Annotated in this window: 16 protein-coding genes; 5 read left to right on the top strand and 11 right to left on the bottom strand. The window is 61.1% G+C overall.

The window, feature by feature from the left end; genetic code table 11:
- Positions 1–117: 117 nt before the first annotated feature.
- Positions 118–1491: a GTPase/DUF3482 domain-containing protein gene (locus J3P76_RS24140; RefSeq protein ID WP_434649734.1), complete on the bottom strand. Its 1374-nt coding sequence runs from the start codon at positions 1489–1491 to the stop codon at positions 118–120.
- The gene (locus tag J3P76_RS24135; RefSeq protein WP_434649736.1) at positions 1484–2851 is read right to left on the bottom strand and encodes a DUF2868 domain-containing protein; all 1368 of its coding nucleotides are present in this window, start codon (positions 2849–2851) and stop codon (positions 1484–1486) included. Before J3P76_RS24135 ends, J3P76_RS24140 begins: the two co-directional genes overlap by 8 nt.
- A gap of 77 nt (positions 2852–2928) precedes the next feature.
- Between J3P76_RS24135 and J3P76_RS24130 the strand changes: the two genes are divergently transcribed.
- Positions 2929–3441 carry a dihydrofolate reductase gene (locus J3P76_RS24130; protein WP_434561759.1) on the top strand — a complete coding sequence of 171 codons (513 nt, stop codon included), beginning with the start codon at positions 2929–2931 and terminating at the stop codon, positions 3439–3441.
- Positions 3442–3490: 49 nt separating this feature from the next.
- Here the strand turns inward: J3P76_RS24130 and J3P76_RS24125 are convergent, their stop codons facing one another.
- On the bottom strand, positions 3491–4882 hold the full coding sequence (locus tag J3P76_RS24125) for an L-cystine transporter (RefSeq protein ID WP_434701320.1): 1392 nt from the start codon (positions 4880–4882) through the stop codon (positions 3491–3493).
- A 241-nt stretch (positions 4883–5123) separates the two neighbouring features.
- On the opposite strand from J3P76_RS24125, the gene J3P76_RS24120 reads away from it, so the two are divergent.
- A complete protein-coding gene (locus tag J3P76_RS24120) occupies positions 5124–6179 on the top strand; it encodes a haloacid dehalogenase-like hydrolase (protein ID WP_434701319.1) in 1056 nt (351 codons plus the stop codon).
- A 122-nt stretch (positions 6180–6301) separates the two neighbouring features.
- Here J3P76_RS24120 and ilvD read toward each other — a convergent pair whose 3' ends face one another.
- The 6 genes from ilvD to J3P76_RS24090 form a co-directional block, all read right to left on the bottom strand.
- Complete coding sequence (gene ilvD / locus J3P76_RS24115; protein WP_420765062.1) at positions 6302–8143, bottom strand: dihydroxy-acid dehydratase; 1842 nt, start codon at positions 8141–8143, stop codon at positions 6302–6304.
- 268 nt (positions 8144–8411) lie between these two features.
- On the bottom strand, positions 8412–9617 hold the full coding sequence (locus tag J3P76_RS24110; protein ID WP_434701318.1) for an MFS transporter: 1206 nt from the start codon (positions 9615–9617) through the stop codon (positions 8412–8414).
- Positions 9610–10563, bottom strand: a complete 954-nt coding sequence (locus J3P76_RS24105; protein WP_434675522.1) for a diiron oxygenase — start codon at positions 10561–10563, stop codon at positions 9610–9612. Before J3P76_RS24105 ends, J3P76_RS24110 begins: the two co-directional genes overlap by 8 nt.
- The gene (locus tag J3P76_RS24100) at positions 10560–11627 is read right to left on the bottom strand and encodes a SagB family peptide dehydrogenase (RefSeq protein ID WP_434609009.1); all 1068 of its coding nucleotides are present in this window, start codon (positions 11625–11627) and stop codon (positions 10560–10562) included. Before J3P76_RS24100 ends, J3P76_RS24105 begins: the two co-directional genes overlap by 4 nt.
- 422 nt (positions 11628–12049) lie before the next feature.
- Positions 12050–13246, bottom strand: a complete 1197-nt coding sequence (locus tag J3P76_RS24095) for a class I SAM-dependent rRNA methyltransferase (protein WP_434701317.1) — start codon at positions 13244–13246, stop codon at positions 12050–12052.
- Positions 13247–13355: 109 nt separating this feature from the next.
- On the bottom strand, positions 13356–13895 hold the full coding sequence (locus J3P76_RS24090; RefSeq protein ID WP_434561773.1) for a type 1 glutamine amidotransferase domain-containing protein: 540 nt from the start codon (positions 13893–13895) through the stop codon (positions 13356–13358).
- Between the two features lie 178 nt (positions 13896–14073).
- Here J3P76_RS24090 and J3P76_RS24085 point away from each other — a divergent pair, with 178 nt between their 5' ends.
- From J3P76_RS24085 to J3P76_RS24075, 3 genes are read left to right on the top strand one after another with little or no spacing between them, the layout of a single operon-like run.
- Complete coding sequence (locus J3P76_RS24085) at positions 14074–14943, top strand: HDOD domain-containing protein (RefSeq protein ID WP_434609013.1); 870 nt, start codon at positions 14074–14076, stop codon at positions 14941–14943.
- Between the two features lie 30 nt (positions 14944–14973).
- Positions 14974–15786, top strand: a complete 813-nt coding sequence (gene mutM / locus J3P76_RS24080) for a bifunctional DNA-formamidopyrimidine glycosylase/DNA-(apurinic or apyrimidinic site) lyase (RefSeq protein ID WP_420765055.1) — start codon at positions 14974–14976, stop codon at positions 15784–15786.
- 56 nt (positions 15787–15842) lie between these two features.
- Positions 15843–16163 (top strand): multidrug transporter, encoded by a 321-nt coding sequence (locus J3P76_RS24075; protein ID WP_434701316.1) that lies wholly within the window; start codon positions 15843–15845, stop codon positions 16161–16163.
- Positions 16164–16293: 130 nt separating this feature from the next.
- Here the strand turns inward: J3P76_RS24075 and J3P76_RS24070 are convergent, their stop codons facing one another.
- Both J3P76_RS24070 and coaD read right to left on the bottom strand, forming a co-directional pair.
- Positions 16294–16545, bottom strand: coding sequence for a YfhL family 4Fe-4S dicluster ferredoxin (locus J3P76_RS24070; RefSeq protein WP_009683359.1), 252 nt, complete (start codon positions 16543–16545; stop codon positions 16294–16296).
- 145 nt (positions 16546–16690) lie between these two features.
- A complete protein-coding gene (coaD, locus tag J3P76_RS24065; RefSeq protein ID WP_007897855.1) occupies positions 16691–17170 on the bottom strand; it encodes a pantetheine-phosphate adenylyltransferase in 480 nt (159 codons plus the stop codon).
- Between the last annotated feature and the right edge of the window lie 98 nt (positions 17171–17268).

Below are 17268 nucleotides of genomic sequence, written 5' to 3'. Positions count from 1 at the left end.
CCGCTGGGGTGCGAAGCGCCCCCAAAAAAATATCGACCACAGCCGCACATCCAAAAAGCAGGGGGCCGCTTCGCGACCCAACGGGGATAAATGCCCTCACCACAGAAATGACGGTGTCTAAAGCTGCTCGGCCAATAGCTCGATCTGCTCTTGCCGCTCGGCCTGGCTCAAGCGGGGACTGGGGTTGAGCGACGACCACTGCGGATACGCCCGGGCCTTGTTCAATGCTTCGGGCAACCTGCCTTCGCGCCATGTCTTATCGTGGGGCGTGGCGATACGGATACTGTCCATCGCCGCATGACCGCGCTGATTGATCGCTTGCAGCAATTGCCGTTGGCGCAAGGCCAGGAGGCGCAGCACGCTGTCGTCCACGGTCAGTTCGCGCTGGCCCTTGAGCTTGCCCATCAACCGGTTGCCATAGCTGCGGGCGGTTTGCAGCGCACCGCCGGCAATGGCTCCGGCCAGGGCTGCGGCGCCAAGGGTCAACCCTCCCACCAGCAAATCCACGCCCGCACCCGCCGCTGCCCCGGCCGCGATCCCGCCACCGACTCGCACGCCCAATTGCTTGAGGGTGTCGGGATTGAACAGGTCATCGCCCCAACGACCGTCCAGCAGAGGCAAATCGCTGGCGGCCGCGTCCTGGGCACGGAAAGCGTAAAGCTTGAGCAGCGCTTCAACGCAGCGCTGCTCGCGCTGACGGACGGCGTCGCGCAATTGGCCGATGGCCTGGTGCTCCAGATCCGCATCGCTGGCGACGCTGCGTCGGCAGGCGGCACAGTCGATCAGAAGTTCGGCGATCAGGCGCTTTGCGCTCTGCTGGCGAGCCTGGCGCTGGGCCTGTTGATCATCGATCAGTCGCTCCAGCTGTTCGCGAGCGTTTTCCAGCAACAGCGCAAGGCTTTCGTACAGGCGCCGTTCGCCGTCTTCCGGCGGGGCGACGCTGTCGAAGCGCACCAGCGCATGCAGGCCCAATCGCGCCAGGGCTTCGCGCCACTCAGGTTCGCGATGCTGGGCGCTGCTGACGAAGTTGAGCACCGGTAGCAGCGGTTTGCCGCAACTGGCGAGGACTTCCAACTCATCGCGGTATTTGGCCAGCACTGGCTCGCGGGCATCAATGACATACAGTCCGGCATCGCTGGCGAGCAACTGCCGCAGCACCTTGGCTTCCTGCTCAAAGCGTTGCCGGGCCTCACTGCCATCGAGGAAGCGCGCCAGGCGTGCCGGGCCGTCCAGGCGTTCGCCCGGCCGCTCCAGGCGTTCCAGGTAATCGAGCAGGGCGATGGCGTCTTCCAGCCCCGGCGTGTCGTACAGTTCCAGCAGCGCCTGGCCATCCACCGACAGGCGAGCCCCTTCGACGTGACGGGTGGTGCTCGGGCGATGGGACACCTCGCCGAAGCCGACGTCGCGGGTCAGGGTGCGCAGCAAGGAGGTCTTGCCGACATTGGTGTGGCCGACCACCGCGAGCTTCAGGGGCTTGATGGATTCAGTCATGGCCGGTCTCCAGCCAGTTCATCGGGGCGCAATCGGCGAACGGCAACTCCAACTGTTGCAGCGCGTTATGCCAATCACCCAGGCGCTCGCCGTCCAGCGCTTCGCCGGGTGGCGCCTGCAATAACCAGATACGGGTAGCGCTGGCGCTGCGGGCCAGCTCGGCAATCAACGCTAGGCTTCCACGGTCCGGCGAACGCCGGGGGTCGCAGGCAATCGCCAGGCGCGCGGGTGGGAAACGCGACAGTTGTTCCAAGAGTCTGTGGCGGGACTCGCGGCTGTCGAGGATGCCGGCGTTTTTAACGGAGTCGGGCAGCTTGGGCGGCCAGGGACGTTCGTCCAGCTCGATCGCCACCAGCAACGCGCCGTCACTTTCCATTGCCCCGACGGCGCTGTCGATTCTGTGCAACTGTGCGGGCGCGGCATCGTTGACCCCCAGGCGCTCGCTGCTGGGCATCAACCGCTCGCGCAACTGCGCGTAACCGGGCAGGTTCAAGTCCAGGCGAAGTCTGGCGCGGCCACGACGCCATCGCCACAGGCACAGCAGCGTCAGGCACAGGCGCGGCAGCACGCCGTAGACCAGCAAGACGCCGACCAACCACCCGGCCCAGGCCTGGCGGGCGCTCTCGATATCCAACGCGGCGTCACCGCTGGCGCGGATCATCTCGACGGTCGGCACGCTGAAGCCCAGCAGGGCGGGCAGCGCACCGAGGGCCTGGGTCATGGCGACAAAGGTATCGCCGCCCAGAATCGTGGTTTCCCAGACGAAGCCATAACGCCGGGTCGCCATCAGCATCAGTACGATGACCAGCGCGCTGAGCATCGCCAGTAGCCACAAGCCGTTGACCAGCACGCCGAGCGCCCAGCGATTGAGCCGGTGCCGTTGCAACAACAGCAGCAGGGCTGGCGCCAGTTGGGCAGCCTTGGCATCGCGCGCCAGTTTTTCGCTGAGCCACAGCCAAAGGCGTCCCAGCGTGGCGCCTTGCTCCCCAGCGAACAGCAGGCCCAGGAGCCAGCCAATGAGCAGGAGCAGGTTCAGCCCCAACAGGCTGCCCAAGGCCCAGAAAACGTTGACCGGCGCGCGTCCATCGCCGAGGGCGGCGAACCCCAGGCCGGCGCCGCTGGCGATGGCGAGCACCGCCAACGCCATCAGCGCCAGCCGCGCTCCCTGCAGCCAGTGGCGCAGGGCTTGAGCAAGGCCGTCGCGGTCGGCCAGCCAGCGGGCGCGGTGGCGGATGCGGGTGGATAGATCGCCTCCTGCCGCGCGGGCCAGGCGATTGGCTTCCTGGTCCTCGAGCGGGCCGGCGTGTTCTTCACGCAGGCGTATCGTCTCGGTCAACCAGAGGTTCTGCAGTTCTGTCACGGGCGCTTCCGTTGCTCGAATGAGCAAAGAGCATAACCGCTGTGGCGCCAGTCCGGGCCTCTGGTATTCTCGCCCTCATGAAAAAAACTCTTCCCTTAAGCCTGATCGCAGCCCTCGGTGAAAACCGTGTGATCGGCATCGACAACACCATGCCCTGGCACTTGCCGGGGGATTTCAAATATTTCAAGGCCACCACTCTGGGCAAGCCGATCATCATGGGCCGCAAGACCTGGGACTCCCTCGGTCGACCGCTGCCGGGTCGCTTGAATATCGTGGTGAGCCGCCAACCCGGCCTGGTTTTGGAAGGCGCGCAGGTTTATTCCACGCTTGAAGCCGCAGTGGAACGGGCCGAAGCCTGGGCGCTGGAACAAGGCGTGGACGAGCTGATGCTGATCGGCGGTGCCCAGCTCTATGCCCAGGCATTGGATCAGGCGGATCGGCTGTACCTGACCCGCGTGGCGCTGAGCCCGGAAGGGGATGCTTGGTTCCCGGCGTTTGATTCGAACCAGTGGAAGCTGGTTTCGAACCAGCCGAATCCGGCCGAAGGGGACAAGCCGGCCTACAGTTTCGAAGTCTGGGAAAAACGCTGAAGCATCGCGAGCAAGCTTGCTCGCGATAGCCGATTTAACAGGCCCCCCGTCAAGCCTGCGCCAACTCCCCATGCTCGTCGGCATCGAGCAGTGCTTTGTCAGTCTGCTGCATCACCTGGCTGGTAATCGCCCCCGCAGTGATCGAGCCACTGACATTCAATGCAGTGCGGCCCATGTCGATCAGCGGCTCCACCGAAATAAGCAGCGCCACCAGCGAGACCGGCAAACCCATGGCCGGCAGCACGATCAGCGCGGCGAACGTCGCGCCACCACCGACTCCTGCCACGCCCGCCGAACTCAAGGTCACGATGGCGACCAGCGTTGCGATCCACACCGGATCCAGCGGGTTGATGCCCACGGTGGGCGCGACCATCACCGCCAGCATCGCCGGATACAGCCCGGCACAACCGTTCTGGCCGATGGTGGCGCCGAACGAGGCGCTGAAGCTGGCGATCGCCCGGGGAATGCCGAGGCGACTGGTCTGGGCCTCGATGCTCAACGGAATGGTCGCGGCGCTGGAACGGCTGGTGAAGGCGAACGTCAACACCGGCCAGATCTTGCGGAAGAAACGCAGCGGGTTGATCCCGGCGGCCGACACCAGCAGGCCATGGACCACGAACATCAAGCCCAGCCCCAGGTACGACACCACTACGAAACTACCGAGCTTGATGATGTCCTGCAGATTCGAGCCGGCGACCACCTTCGTCATCAGCGCCAGCACGCCGTATGGCGTGAGCTTCATCACCAGGCGCACCAGGCGCGTCACCCAGCTTTGCAGGGTGTCGATGGCGTCGACCACCTTCTGGCCTTTCTCGGCGTCATCCTTGAGCAACTGCAACGCGGCGACACCGAGGAACGCGGCGAAAATCACCACGCTGATGATCGACGTCGGCTTCGCCCGGGCGAGGTCGGCAAAAGGATTCTGTGGAATGAACGAAAGCAGCAGCTGCGGAATGTTCAGGTTGGCGACCTTTGCGGCGTAGTCGCCCTGGATCACTTGCAGGCGCGCCAGTTCCTGGGTGCCGGCCACCAGGCCCTCGGCGGTGAGGCCGAACAGGTTGGTCAGGCCGATGCCGATCAGCGCCGCGATGGCGGTGGTGAACAGCAGCGTACCGATGGTCAGGAAGCTGATCTTGCCCAGGGACGCGGCATTGTGCAGGCGGGCCACGGCGCTGAGGATCGAGGCGAAGACCAGCGGGATCACGATCATCTGCAGCAACTGCACATAGCCATTGCCCACGAGGTCGAACCAACCGATCGACGCTTTGAGCACGGGATTCGCTGCCCCATAAATCGTATGCAGGGCGATACCGAACACCACGCCCAGCGCCAGCGCCAGCAAGACCTTTTTGGCCAGGCTCCAGGTGCTGTGGCGGGTTTGCGCCAGGCCGAACAGCAGGCCAATGAACACCAGCAGATTGAGTATCAGCGGCACATTCATGAAAAGCTCCGATAAGACTTTGCCAGTCGCCACGAGCCGCGACTGTGAGCCGGAAAGCCTAACAGTCTGATATCTAAAGAATTAATACTAAAAAAGAATGATTACTGTCGCTTCTGGAATAAGGCGCTGGCGCCCACGGACATGCCGCTGCCGTTATCGGGACGCAAGCGGTCGCCCACAGGCGGGATCCGTCACAGGCATTTGTTAGCGTCGAACTCTTACAAACTGGGAGTAAACGCCGATGAAGCTCGTACCGCACCTGCTCGCTGTCGCTCTAGGCTTGGGCCTCGTCGGCCAAGCGCTCGCCACCGATCTCAAGCACTGGCCGACGGAACAGGCCAAGGCGCTGGAAGCGATGATCGCGGCCAACGCCAACAAGGGTAACTACGCGGTCTTTGACATGGACAACACCAGCTACCGCTACGACCTGGAGGAGTCGCTGTTGCCGTTCATGGAGAACAAGGGCCTCATCAGCCGTGAAACCCTGGACCCATCCCTGAAGCTGATGCCGTTCAAGGATACGGCTGAACACAAGGAAAGCCTCTTCAGCTATTACTACCGCCTGTGCGAACTGGACGACATGGTTTGCTACCCGTGGGTGGCCCAGGTGTTCTCTGGGTTCACGCTCAAGGAGCTGAAGGGTTATGTCGATGAATTGATGGCTTCAGGCAAACCGGTGCCGACCACCTATTACGATGGCGACAAGGTGGTCCAGTACAACGTCAACCCGCCGAAAATCTTCACCGGCCAGACCGAGCTGTACAACAAACTGATGGAAAACGGTATCGAGGTCTACGTCATGACCGCGGCTTCCGAAGAGCTGGTGCGCATGGTCGCGGCCGATCCGAAGTACGGCTACAACCTCAAGCCGCAGAACGTGATCGGCGTGACCACGCTGCTCAAGGACCGCAAGACCGGCGAGCTGACCACCGCGCGCAAACAGATCACAAACGGCAAATACGACGAGAAGGCCAACCTGGGCCTGGAGTACACCCCCTACCTCTGGACCCCGGCGACCTGGATGGCCGGCAAGCATGCGGCGATCCTGACCTACATCGACGAATGGAAAAAACCCGTACTCGTCGCCGGCGATACGCCGAGCAGCGACGGCTACATGTTGTTCCACGATGTGGACGTGGCCAAGGACGGCATCCACCTGTGGGTCAACCGCAAGGACAAGTACATGACCCAGATCAACGGCATGATGGCCAAGCACGCCGCCGCCCAGGCCAAGGAAGGATTGCCGGTGACGGCTGACAAGAACTGGGTGATCGTCAAGCCCGAGGACATTCAGTAACCCGTCCCCCACACTGATACCAAGTAACCCTGTGGCGAGGGAGCACTTGGCCCAAAAGGGTCAGACTGAAGCCCAAAAAATGCCCCGCGCTTGGCGGGGCATTTTGTTCGAAGCTAGGACGCTTATAACCCGTCAAGCATCGCCTTGTTGCGCACCGCACCTTTGTCGGCGCTGGTGGCGAGGAGGGCGTAGGCCTTTAGGGCGGTGGTGACTTTGCGCGGACGCACTTCCACCGGCTTCCAGCCTTTCTTGTCCTGCTCGACGCGGCGTTCGGCCAATTCTTCGTCGCTGATCAGCAGGTTGATCGAGCGGTTGGGAATGTCGATCAATACCTTGTCGCCATCGCGCACCAGGCCAATGGCGCCGCCAGCCGCCGCTTCCGGCGAAGCGTGGCCAATGGACAGGCCAGAGGTGCCGCCAGAGAACCGCCCGTCCGTCAGCAGCGCGCAGGCTTTGCCCAGGCCTTTGGACTTCAGGTAGGACGTCGGGTAGAGCATTTCCTGCATGCCCGGGCCGCCTTTAGGGCCTTCGTAGCGAATGATCACGATATCGCCGGCCTTCACTTCATCGGCAAGGATGCCGCGCACGGCGCTGTCCTGGCTTTCGAAGATCTTGGCGTTGCCTTCGAATACATGGATCGACTCGTCGACGCCGGCGGTTTTTACCACGCAGCCGTCCAAGGCAATGTTGCCGTACAACACAGCCAGGCCACCTTCCTTGGAGTAGGCGTGCTCGACGCTGCGGATGCAGCCGTTTTCACGGTCGTCATCCAGGGTTTCCCAGCGAGTCGATTGGCTGAAGGCAGTTTGGGTCGGGATGCCCGCCGGGCCGGCCTTGAAGAAGTGATGCACGGCTTCGTCGGTGGTCTGGGTGATGTCCCACTTGGCGATGGCCTCGGCCATGGTCTTGCTGTGTACCGTTGGCAGGTCGGTATGCAACAGACCGCCTCGGGCCAGGGAGCCGAGGATGCTGAAGATGCCGCCGGCGCGGTGCACGTCTTCCATATGGTACTTCTGGATGTTCGGCGCGACTTTGCACAGCTGCGGTACGTGACGGGACAGGCGGTCGATGTCGCGCAGATCGAAGTCGATCTCGGCTTCCTGAGCGGCAGCGAGCAAGTGCAGGATGGTGTTGGTGGAACCGCCCATGGCGATGTCCAGCGTCATGGCATTCTCGAACGCCTTGAAGTTGGCAATGTTGCGTGGCAGCACCGATTCATCGTTTTCGCCGTAGTAACGCTTGCACAGCTCGACGATGGTCCGGCCGGCCTGCAGGAACAGTTGCTCGCGGTCGCTGTGGGTGGCCAGGGTCGAACCGTTGCCTGGCAATGCCAGGCCCAGGGCTTCGGTCAGGCAGTTCATCGAGTTGGCGGTGAACATGCCGGAGCACGAACCGCAGGTCGGACAGGCGCTGCGCTCGTACTCGGCGACCTTCTCGTCAGAAGCGCTGGAGTCGGCGGCGATTACCATCGCGTCCACCAGGTCGAGGCCGTGGCTGGCGAGCTTGGTCTTGCCGGCTTCCATCGGGCCGCCGGAAACGAAGATCACCGGGATGTTCAGGCGCAGTGCGGCCATGAGCATGCCGGGGGTGATCTTGTCGCAGTTGGAGATACAGACGATGGCGTCGGCACAGTGGGCGTTGACCATGTACTCGACCGAGTCGGCGATGATCTCGCGACTGGGCAGCGAATAAAGCATGCCGTCGTGGCCCATCGCGATGCCGTCGTCCACGGCGATGGTGTTGAATTCCTTGGCAACACCGCCGGCACGTTCGATTTCACGGGCAACCAATTGGCCCAGGTCCTTGAGGTGGACGTGACCCGGTACGAACTGGGTGAAAGAGTTGGCAATGGCGATGATCGGCTTCTTGAAGTCGTCATCCTTCATCCCCGTGGCGCGCCACAATGCACGGGCGCCGGCCATGTTGCGGCCATGGGTGGATGTTTTCGAACGGTAATCAGGCATGGAGCACTCCGGGCGGCTAATCAGGTACTTATCAGGTATCAATGGGGAGTGAGCTTCTGTCGACGTCTGGAACACTCGGGATTGGCGGTGTGTCCGGAAGTGGCCGATGACTTTGCAGGATCGCTGCGTGCCTCAGCATGAGCTCATAAACCCGCCGGGGATGAATGGCGATGAATGCCCCCGATTCTACACCGCTGGCGCCAGGATGAAATGACGCAAAGCGCCGATCTGTCGCCAATGTCACGCTCGGGATGACGACTGGCAGCGTTCAGCCGGGCAATAACCTTCGGTGACGAAGCCTGACCAGCGTGTTGAGCGTCATGCCAAGGAGGCTGAATGCGATCAGGCATAGCGCAAGCGTGAAAGGCAAGGGTAAGGGAGAGAGGCTGATGCCGGCGCTGGCCAGGCCGCCCGTGATGAAGATCAGCACGCTGCCCGCCGATGCGGAGGTACCCGCTTGCTCCGCAAAGGTGTTCATCGCCCGGGTATGGGCGGCGGCGCGCGCAATCGTTGTGCCAGTGGTGCATACAACCATGGGCAGCAGAACGGTCGTGATGGACAGGCCAATGATGTAGAAAAGCACCAGCATCGATAGACCCGCCGTTAGGATCAGGCTCAGGCCAGTGATGATCTGGGTGTGCGAGTCGATTCGGTTGTCGAGTACGGTCGCGAATGCGCCGCCGCCGATATAGGCCAGCCCATAGCCCAGCAGCATCACTGAGAAAGCCTGCTGCGAGAGCTGCAATTGGTCGATGAAGATCAATGGCGAAATGACAATGAATGAAAAATGACAGGAAAACGCGAGTGCCGAAATCAGCCAATAGGCCATGAAGCTGAAATGACCGCAGACTCTGCGATAAGACGCAAAGAAGTTCATCCGCGTGGATCGGCAGTTTTGGGCCGGGCCTTCAAGTAAAAGACAGGCGCCGGCAAATGCGCCGATTGCCAGTACGATGAACACCAGAAAACTGCCGCGCCACCCCATCCAACCTTGGAGGCCAGTGCCGGCCAGTGGCGAGATGGAAATAAAGACGCCGCCGCAGGTGACCAGAAAGATACGCAGCCGCTGCTGTTGCGTTCCGGTAAACAGGTCCTGGACCAGTGCCTGGGAGAGCACAAAGCAACCGCACCCCAACGCCTGGATGATTCGAAAAACCAGGAACAGCCGGAAGTCGTCAGTCAAGGTGCACCCCGCTGCGCCGACAACCGAGACGGCGATGCCGACCAACAACAGTGTCTTGCGGCCCATGGCATCGGAAAGCGGGCCAATCAATAGCTGTGAGAGCGCAATGCCTACGGCAAACAGGCTGACAGACAGGGCAATGTCTGAGGATGAGTTGCGAAAGTGCCCAGCCAGCGCCGGAAACGAAGGCAGTACAACATCGATCGGAAACACGCCAAGCAGCGTCAACATCGTCAGGAGCCCGACGATGGCTGGCTTGTCCGCAGATGGACGACTGGATAGGTCAGCCATCAAGGAACCCCGCCTCGCAAAAGAGCGCTCGGTTGTGGTCATTGTCAAAAAAACCGGCTCGTTGCATGGCCGCGAATGTCGATACCGCACCTGAGCGAACCCGTGCGGCATGGGCGTGTGGCGGCACGATGTCGGCAACGATCTGGAGGGATGCCGTCTCGTCGAAGCCCACGCTGGCGAGGCTGCCCATCAACCAGGGGATATCCGGTTCGAAATAAAGCCCGATGATCTCCAACAGCAGCCTCGCCGCCCACTCGTGTTGTGTTGCGTCGAGAATCGGCCAGAGGTAGCCGAAGACCTCGCTGAAGTATCGGCTGTGGCGCGCTTCGTCCTGCAGATGAGTTTTGAGCATGCGGTAGACCGTACAGACCAAGGTTTTCCGGGTGAGGGTGAGCAGCTCCCGGGCAATGATCGTTTCGGAGACAAACCCCAACAGGAACCACGCGAGGGGGCGGTCCGGGGGTGGGCATTTTTGGATCACGCCCAACAGCCGACCGATTCGCCTGGCCGGAGGGCGATCCTGGATGCCGTACAAGGCAGCGATCTGTTCAGCCACCTCGTTGGAAAACAGTGCGTGGTAGCCCTCGTCCGTATACAGCTGCAGGGCCGCGGTTTTCATTTCGGTCGGAATCGGCACGGCCAGTTCGCCATGGACCAGTGCCTCCACGGAGCGGTTGACGATCCGGTGTTCCAGCATCGTCGTGTAATCGAGGAAGTACACCAGGTGATTGGCCGCCAGCCGTTGGGCAACGGATTGACCTGCGTGTATGACCAACGGGTGTTCGACATAGGGAATGAAGGCTGGTGGAAACCAGTGCCGGCTCGATAACTGCCGCTCCAGATCGTCAGGCAGGCGATAGTCGTCCTTACCTGCTCGTACGGCGGCTTTGCGATTCCAGTCGGCCAAGGAGTAAAGCGGTGGCTGGACAAAGGTCTGCTCGCTCATGGCGCAGCGTCCTGTTCGTCGAGCAACGATATCAACTCGCGGCAGTGGACCTGGCCGTCACCGTGGCCGCAGCCGACAAAGAACAACGGTTGTTCGGGGGTTCCCTCAAGGCCGAGCAAGTGCTCCACCTGGCAGTCGGCCAAGGCCCCTGTCAGCCATGTATCGAGGCCCATGGCGGTGGCTACCATCAGGAAGCTCTGGGAGACATGGCCGGTCTCGACAAAAGCCATCCGATAGGCGCGCGAATGTTCGTACTTCCACCAGAGCTTGTCGAAGCGCGAAGTAATGAACAGCCCGAACGGCAGGTTGTTGATGAAATGCTGGCCGCACAGCAGCTGGCCCAGGGATTCATCCGGCAGCGTCCGGATCAGGCTGACCGAATGTTCGTCCGGGTGATAGGCATAGAGGCCCGCATCAAGTCCCGTGACGTTACGCACGTACAAATAACCTTCGCAGGCATTAAGACCACCACCCGAGGGGCTGCTTCTTCGCGCGGCGAACCGTTCGAGAGGGCATGATCGTTCGTTCAGGTAACCCAAGGCCAGGTAAAGGAGAGTGCTGACCTGAGCAATGGAAATGGCGCGATTGTCGAATGAGCGGGAGGTGCTTCGGCTGACGAGCGTCCGTACCAGCGACACCTCTTTGAGTTCATCCCATGAAGGGCGCTCAAGGACGGTTCGCCCGACGGGACAGGGTGTTGTCCTGGCTGGGGGCGCGGGAGAGGAGAGGACTTCGGCGCAATGGTGCAGGTAAAGCGTCGCCCATTCGTCCACATCCTGGGGGACGCTCTCGCAGGGAATGTTTTTTGTTCCGATATGAAAGATCCTGGAGAGTTCGTCCCACTTCCAGTCAATATTCTTAGTCCGACCCTCGACCAATATATCGACTTTGGCAAATTCCCTGTCGATGGGGTTTGAACGATCGAATCGTGAAGGGTCGTTTATAAGTTGCGCCAGTCTGGTTGCGTAATAGATGTCCAGTTCGAACTGGGTGTGTTGTTCATAATTCCATACGACTTGATGGGGTGGGCGCGCCAATATGAACAGGCAAGGGTTTATTTGCATGGCATCGTTTCCGCTGTGGCGAAGAGAAAGAAGGGGGCGAGGCGCCGGCAACCGCGTCCCCGTCGTCTTGCTTAGCGGGCTTTAGGCGTCACCAAGCCTGCCAGGTTGGCGATTTTGCTGACTTCGAGGGTAATTGTTTTCATGACGAAACTCCTTGTTCGTTAAGTGTTGTTTTTTACTATGGGTTGTCACTTCCGGTGTGACAGCTCAATCATAGTTTCTAACGAATGCATGGCAAGCAAATATCAGGTAGGACGGCTCCAGTAATTGCGTGGGATAGTTCATACAAGATCTACTAATACAATTATTTGCTTCCTGATGCGGTAACTTTTCTTACGACCAAAAAAAACGCAGCCTGGGCTGCGTGGGGACGTTCTAATTGTTGCAGGCTGGGCGCAGCAGCGGCTACGCCCAACAAGGCCTTAGCTGTTGGGCAGCAGACGGCAGGTAATGCTCTTGATGTAGCGCGTTTCGGCGATTGCCGGATGCACCGGATGGTCTGGGCCTTGGCCGCCGCGTTCGAGCAATTGGATGTTGCGGTCCAGGTGACGGGCGCTGGTCAGCAGGATGTTTTGCAGGTCGTCCTCGGGCAAGTGCATCGAGCACGAAGCGCTGACCAGGATGCCGTCCTTGCTGAGCAGGCGCATGGCTTGCTCGTTGAGGCGTCGGTAGGCGCCTTCGCCGTTCTTCAGATCCTTCTTGCGCTTGATGAAGGCGGGCGGGTCGGCCACGATGACGTCGAAACGCTCCTCGCCGGCCTTGAGCTCCTTCAAGGCTTCGAATACATCGCCTTCGATGCAGGTCAGCCGTTCGGCGAAGCCGTTCAGGGCAGCGTTGCGCTCCACGCCGTCAAGGGCGAATGCCGATGCGTCGACGCAGAAGACTTCGCTGGCCCCGAACGCGGCGGCTTGCACGCCCCAGCCGCCAATGTAGCTGAACAGGTCCAGCACGCGCTTGCCCTTGGCATACGGCGCCAGGCGCGCGCGGTTCATGCGATGGTCATAGAACCAGCCGGTCTTCTGGCCTTCCCTCACCGGGGCTTCGAACTTCACGCCGTTCTCTTCCAGGGCGACCCATTCCGGTACCAGGCCGAACACGGTCTCGACGTAGCGTTCGAGGCCTTCGGCGTCACGGGCCGCGGAGTCGTTCTTGAACAGGATGCCGCTTGGCTTGAGGACCTGGGTCAGGGCGGCGATCACGTCGTCTTTATGGGCTTCCATAGTGGCGGAAGCGATCTGGACCACCAGGATGTCGCCGAAACGGTCGACCACCAGCCCCGGCAGCAAATCGGAATCACCATAGACCAAGCGATAGAACGGCTTGTCGAACAGGCGCTCGCGCAGGGACAACGCCACGTTGAGGCGATGCACCAGCAGGGATTTGTCCAGGGGCAGCTTCACGTCACGGGACAGCAATCGGGCGCAGATCAGGTTGTTGGGGCTCATCGCGACGATGCCCAGCGGCTTGCCGCCCGCAGCCTCCAGGATGGCCTGGTCGCCAGCCTTGAAACCGTGCAGCGGGGTGGCGGCTACGTCGATTTCGTTACTGTAGACCCACAAATGGCCGGCGCGCAGGCGACGGTCGGCGTTGGCTTTGAGGCGCAGGCTAGGCAGGGACATGACGTCGCTCCGGAAAAAAGAGCGGGAGTATACCGTGTTGCAACCGTTGCGGGGCTTATGCTGGACATGCGGCGAAGGAGCGCGCTCGCCTCGCCGCAATGTAACGGCTTCAGGCGGACAGCGCGCTGATCAGCTCGCGGTTGAAAGCAGGAATGTCATCAGGCTGGCGGCTGCTGATCAGTTTGCCATCCTTGACCACTTCCTGATCGACCCAGTTCGCGCCGGCATTGGTCAAATCATCCTTGAGGGTCTTGTAGCTGGTCATGGTCTTGCCTTTGACCAGCCCGCTCGACACCAGCAACCAGCCGCCATGGCAAATCACTGCGATGGGCTTGCCGGCCGCCTCGAAGCCCTTGACCAGGTTCTGGGCGTCGGGGTCGATACGGATCGTGTCGGAGTTCTGTACCCCACCGGGCAGCACCACGGCATCGTATTGCTCGACATTGGCGGCCTTGAACGTCAGGTCGACCTGGAAATCGTCGGCCGGCTGGTCATGGTTCCACCCTTTGACCTGGCCTTCGCTGGCCGAAACGATTTCCACCTTGGCCCCGGCCTGCTCCAGCGCCTGCTTCGGACCGGTCAGTTCGGCCTGTTCAAAACCATTTGTCACCAGGATGGCCACGCGTTTGTCATTCAGGGAGCCGGGCATGAAAAATCTCCTCAAGCTGAGTGGGTGAGCTGCCGACCTAAGCCGGTATGCAGGCTTGGTTGTCGGTCCTACAAAATCCGAAGCCGAGGCTTGAATGAAAGTTCCGCCGGTCTACCCGGCGGTGTGCCGGATTTATCTTTAAGGGTTAGAATCCCCGCCTGGCCCAGAGTGCGTACCCATGTCCAAAGAGCTTTCCACCGAACAGATCCAACAGTCCCTGCAAGGGATCAGCGTCCCGCCGCAGCCGCAAATCATGGTGGATCTGCAGATGGAGCAGTACATGCCCGATCCGGACCTGGAGACCATCGCCAAGCTGATTTCCCAGGATCCGGGCCTCTCCGGGGCCTTGCTCAAGATCGTCAATTCGCCGTATTACGGCTTGAGCAACAAGATCACCTCGATCCAGCGCGCGGTGAACCTGCTGGGCAGCCGTTCGATCATTAACCTGATCAATGCCCAATCGATCAAGGGAGAGTTGCACGACGACACCATCGTGACCTTGAATCGTTTCTGGGACACCGCCCAGGACGTGGCGATGACCTGCCTGACCCTGGCCAAGCGCCTCGGTATGCAGAATGGTGACGAAGCCTACGCCCTCGGGCTGTTCCACGACTGTGGCGTGCCGCTGATGCTCAAGCAATTCCCAACCTACATGAGCGTGCTGGAGGAGGCCTACGCCAACGCCAGTGCCGAATGCCGGGTGGTGGACACCGAAAACCGTGTGTTCAATACCAACCATGCCGTGGTCGGTTACTACACGTCCAAGTCCTGGCGCCTGCCGGACCATGTCAGCCAGGCCATCGCCAATCACCACAACGCCCTGGCGATCTTCAGCGACGAAAATGCGCGCAATAACTGCCCGCTGAAAAACCTGCTGGCGATCCTGAAGATGTCGGAAAACATCTGCTCGTCCCACCGCGTGCTGGGTAACCAGGCCGACGATCACGAGTGGGAATGCGTCGGACCGCTGGTGCTCGACTATATCGGGTTGTCGGAATATGACTTCCAGACCCAGAAACAGGAAATACGCGACCTGGCCAGTCGTTGAATGCCAGTCTTCGCCTGATTCGAGAACCCCATGCCAGAACTGCCGGAAGTCGAAACCACTCGCCGCGGAATCGCGCCACATCTCGAGGGGCAGCGGGTCAGCCGCGTGGTGGTGCGCGATCACCGCTTGCGCTGGCCGATTCCTGAAGACCTCGATGTGCGCCTCTCGGGGCAGCGCATCGTTCAAGTGGAACGGCGGGCCAAGTATTTGCTGATCAACGCCGAAGTCGGCACGTTGATCAGTCATCTGGGCATGTCCGGCAATTTGCGGCTGGTTGAAACCGGCATGCCCGCCGCGAGGCATGAGCATGTCGATATCGAACTGGAGTCGGGCCTGGCTCTGCGCTACACCGACCCTCGTCGCTTCGGCGCGATGCTCTGGAGTCTTGATCCGCTCAACCACGAACTCCTGATCCGCCTTGGGCCTGAGCCGCTGACCGATCTGTTCGACGGCGAACGGCTTTTCCAGCTTTCCCGCGGCCGCTCGATGGCGGTCAAGCCGTTCATTATGGATAACGCGATCGTCGTGGGCGTGGGCAATATTTATGCGACGGAAGCGCTGTTCGCCGCCGGAATCGACCCGCGCCGCGAAGCGGGGGGCATTTCCCGGGCGCGCTATTTGAAACTGGCGATCGAGATCAAACGCATCCTCGCCCATGCCATCGAGCGCGGCGGGACCACGCTGCGGGATTTCATTGGCGGCGACGGCCAGCCTGGGTATTTCCAGCAGGAATTGTTCGTGTACGGACGAGGCGGGCAGACGTGCAAGATGTGCGGCACGGGGCTGCGGGAGATCCGCCTGGGGCAGCGAGCGAGTGTCTGGTGTCCACGCTGCCAGAGTTGATTCGTCCTACGGTCTATAGTCAGTAGTCATATTGATTTAGCCGAAGGATCGCACCCATGAGTCTCATTCGAACTGTCGTTCTGGCGCTCTCGCTGAGTGTCGGTTTGCCTGTATTCGCAAACACCGAAAGCGGTGATCCGCGCTACACCATCCAGAACCCACCGGCCTACGCCATGATCGGCGACTTGCTGATCGCGCGACCGCTGCTGCTCGCTGCCACTGTGATCGGCGCCGGCGCGTTTGTCGTGTCGTTACCCTTTACCGCGCTGGGCGGCGGCGTGGGCGATGCGGGCAAGGCGTTGGTGGTGGACCCGGCGAAGGCCACATTCGTGCGATGCCTGGGGTGTATCGGTGAGGGGTTCGAGCGGCAGGAGTGAATCGTCACTTGTGTGCATTTGTGGTGTGGCTGATGGCCCTGTCGCGAGCAGGTTCGCTTCCACAGGGATCTGCTGTGTGGCAGAAATAAATCACTTGCTCGCGATAGGGCCGGCAAGGCCGTCCAGAAGCTCAAGCCTTGCCAGTAATCCTGCGATATTTCGCCATCAGCTGTTCTTCCGTCTCCGGATGAGCCTCGTCCAGCGGGATGCAATCCACCGGGCAGACTTGCTGGCACTGGGGTTCGTCGTAATGGCCGACGCACTGGGTGCACAGGTTCGGGTCGATGACGTAGATCTCTTCGCCTTGGGAAATGGCCTCGTTCGGGCACTCGGGTTCGCAGACGTCGCAGTTGATGCAGTCGTCGGTGATGATAAGGGACATGCAGACTCCGGCCGGGGCGTAGGGCCCGGGCAGTTGAAAACGAATAGACGCAATTGTGCCGCAATCACGCGCGCAGTGCACGCGGGCGCGATGGACTGCGCACGCATGACTGTCGAGCCGCGTTAGGGATCGTCGCCCGGAGGGGTTATTTCTTGAAGCGCAGGGTCAGCGCGTCGGCCACCGCCGGGTGGACGAACTTGGTGATATCGCCGCCCAGGGCCGCGATTTCTCGCACCAGCGTCGAAGAAATGAAGGAATAGCGTTCCGACGGCGTCAGGAAAAGACTCTCGACGTCCGGCGCCAGCTGGCGATTCATGTTCGCCAATTGGAACTCGTACTCGAAATCCGAGACCGCTCGCAGGCCACGAAGGAACACGTTGGCGTTCTTTTCCTTGGCAAAATGCGCGAGCAGGGTCGAGAAACCGACCACTTCCACGTTGGGCAGGTGCTTGGTGACCTCGCGGGCCAGCTCCACTCGTTGTTCCAGCGGGAACAGCGGGTTTTTCTTCGGGCTGGCGGCGACGGCGATGATCACATGGTCGAACAGGCGCGAGGCGCGTTCGACCAGATCGCCATGGCCCTTGGTAATAGGGTCGAAGGTACCTGGGTACAACACTCGGTTCATCGCGTCGTCCTGGCGGGAGTCCGTTGGGGAGTCGGATGGTATCGCAGCCATCTCGGCCGGCCAAGTCGGCTGTTGGCGAAGAAAGCACTATAGACGCT

The sequence above is a fragment of the Pseudomonas sp. D1-36 genome, from assembly GCF_051132205.1.
GTDB lineage: Bacteria > Pseudomonadota > Gammaproteobacteria > Pseudomonadales > Pseudomonadaceae > Aquipseudomonas.
Note: the sequence above shows the minus strand (reverse complement) of the source record. Positions and strands in the feature narration are given on the sequence as shown.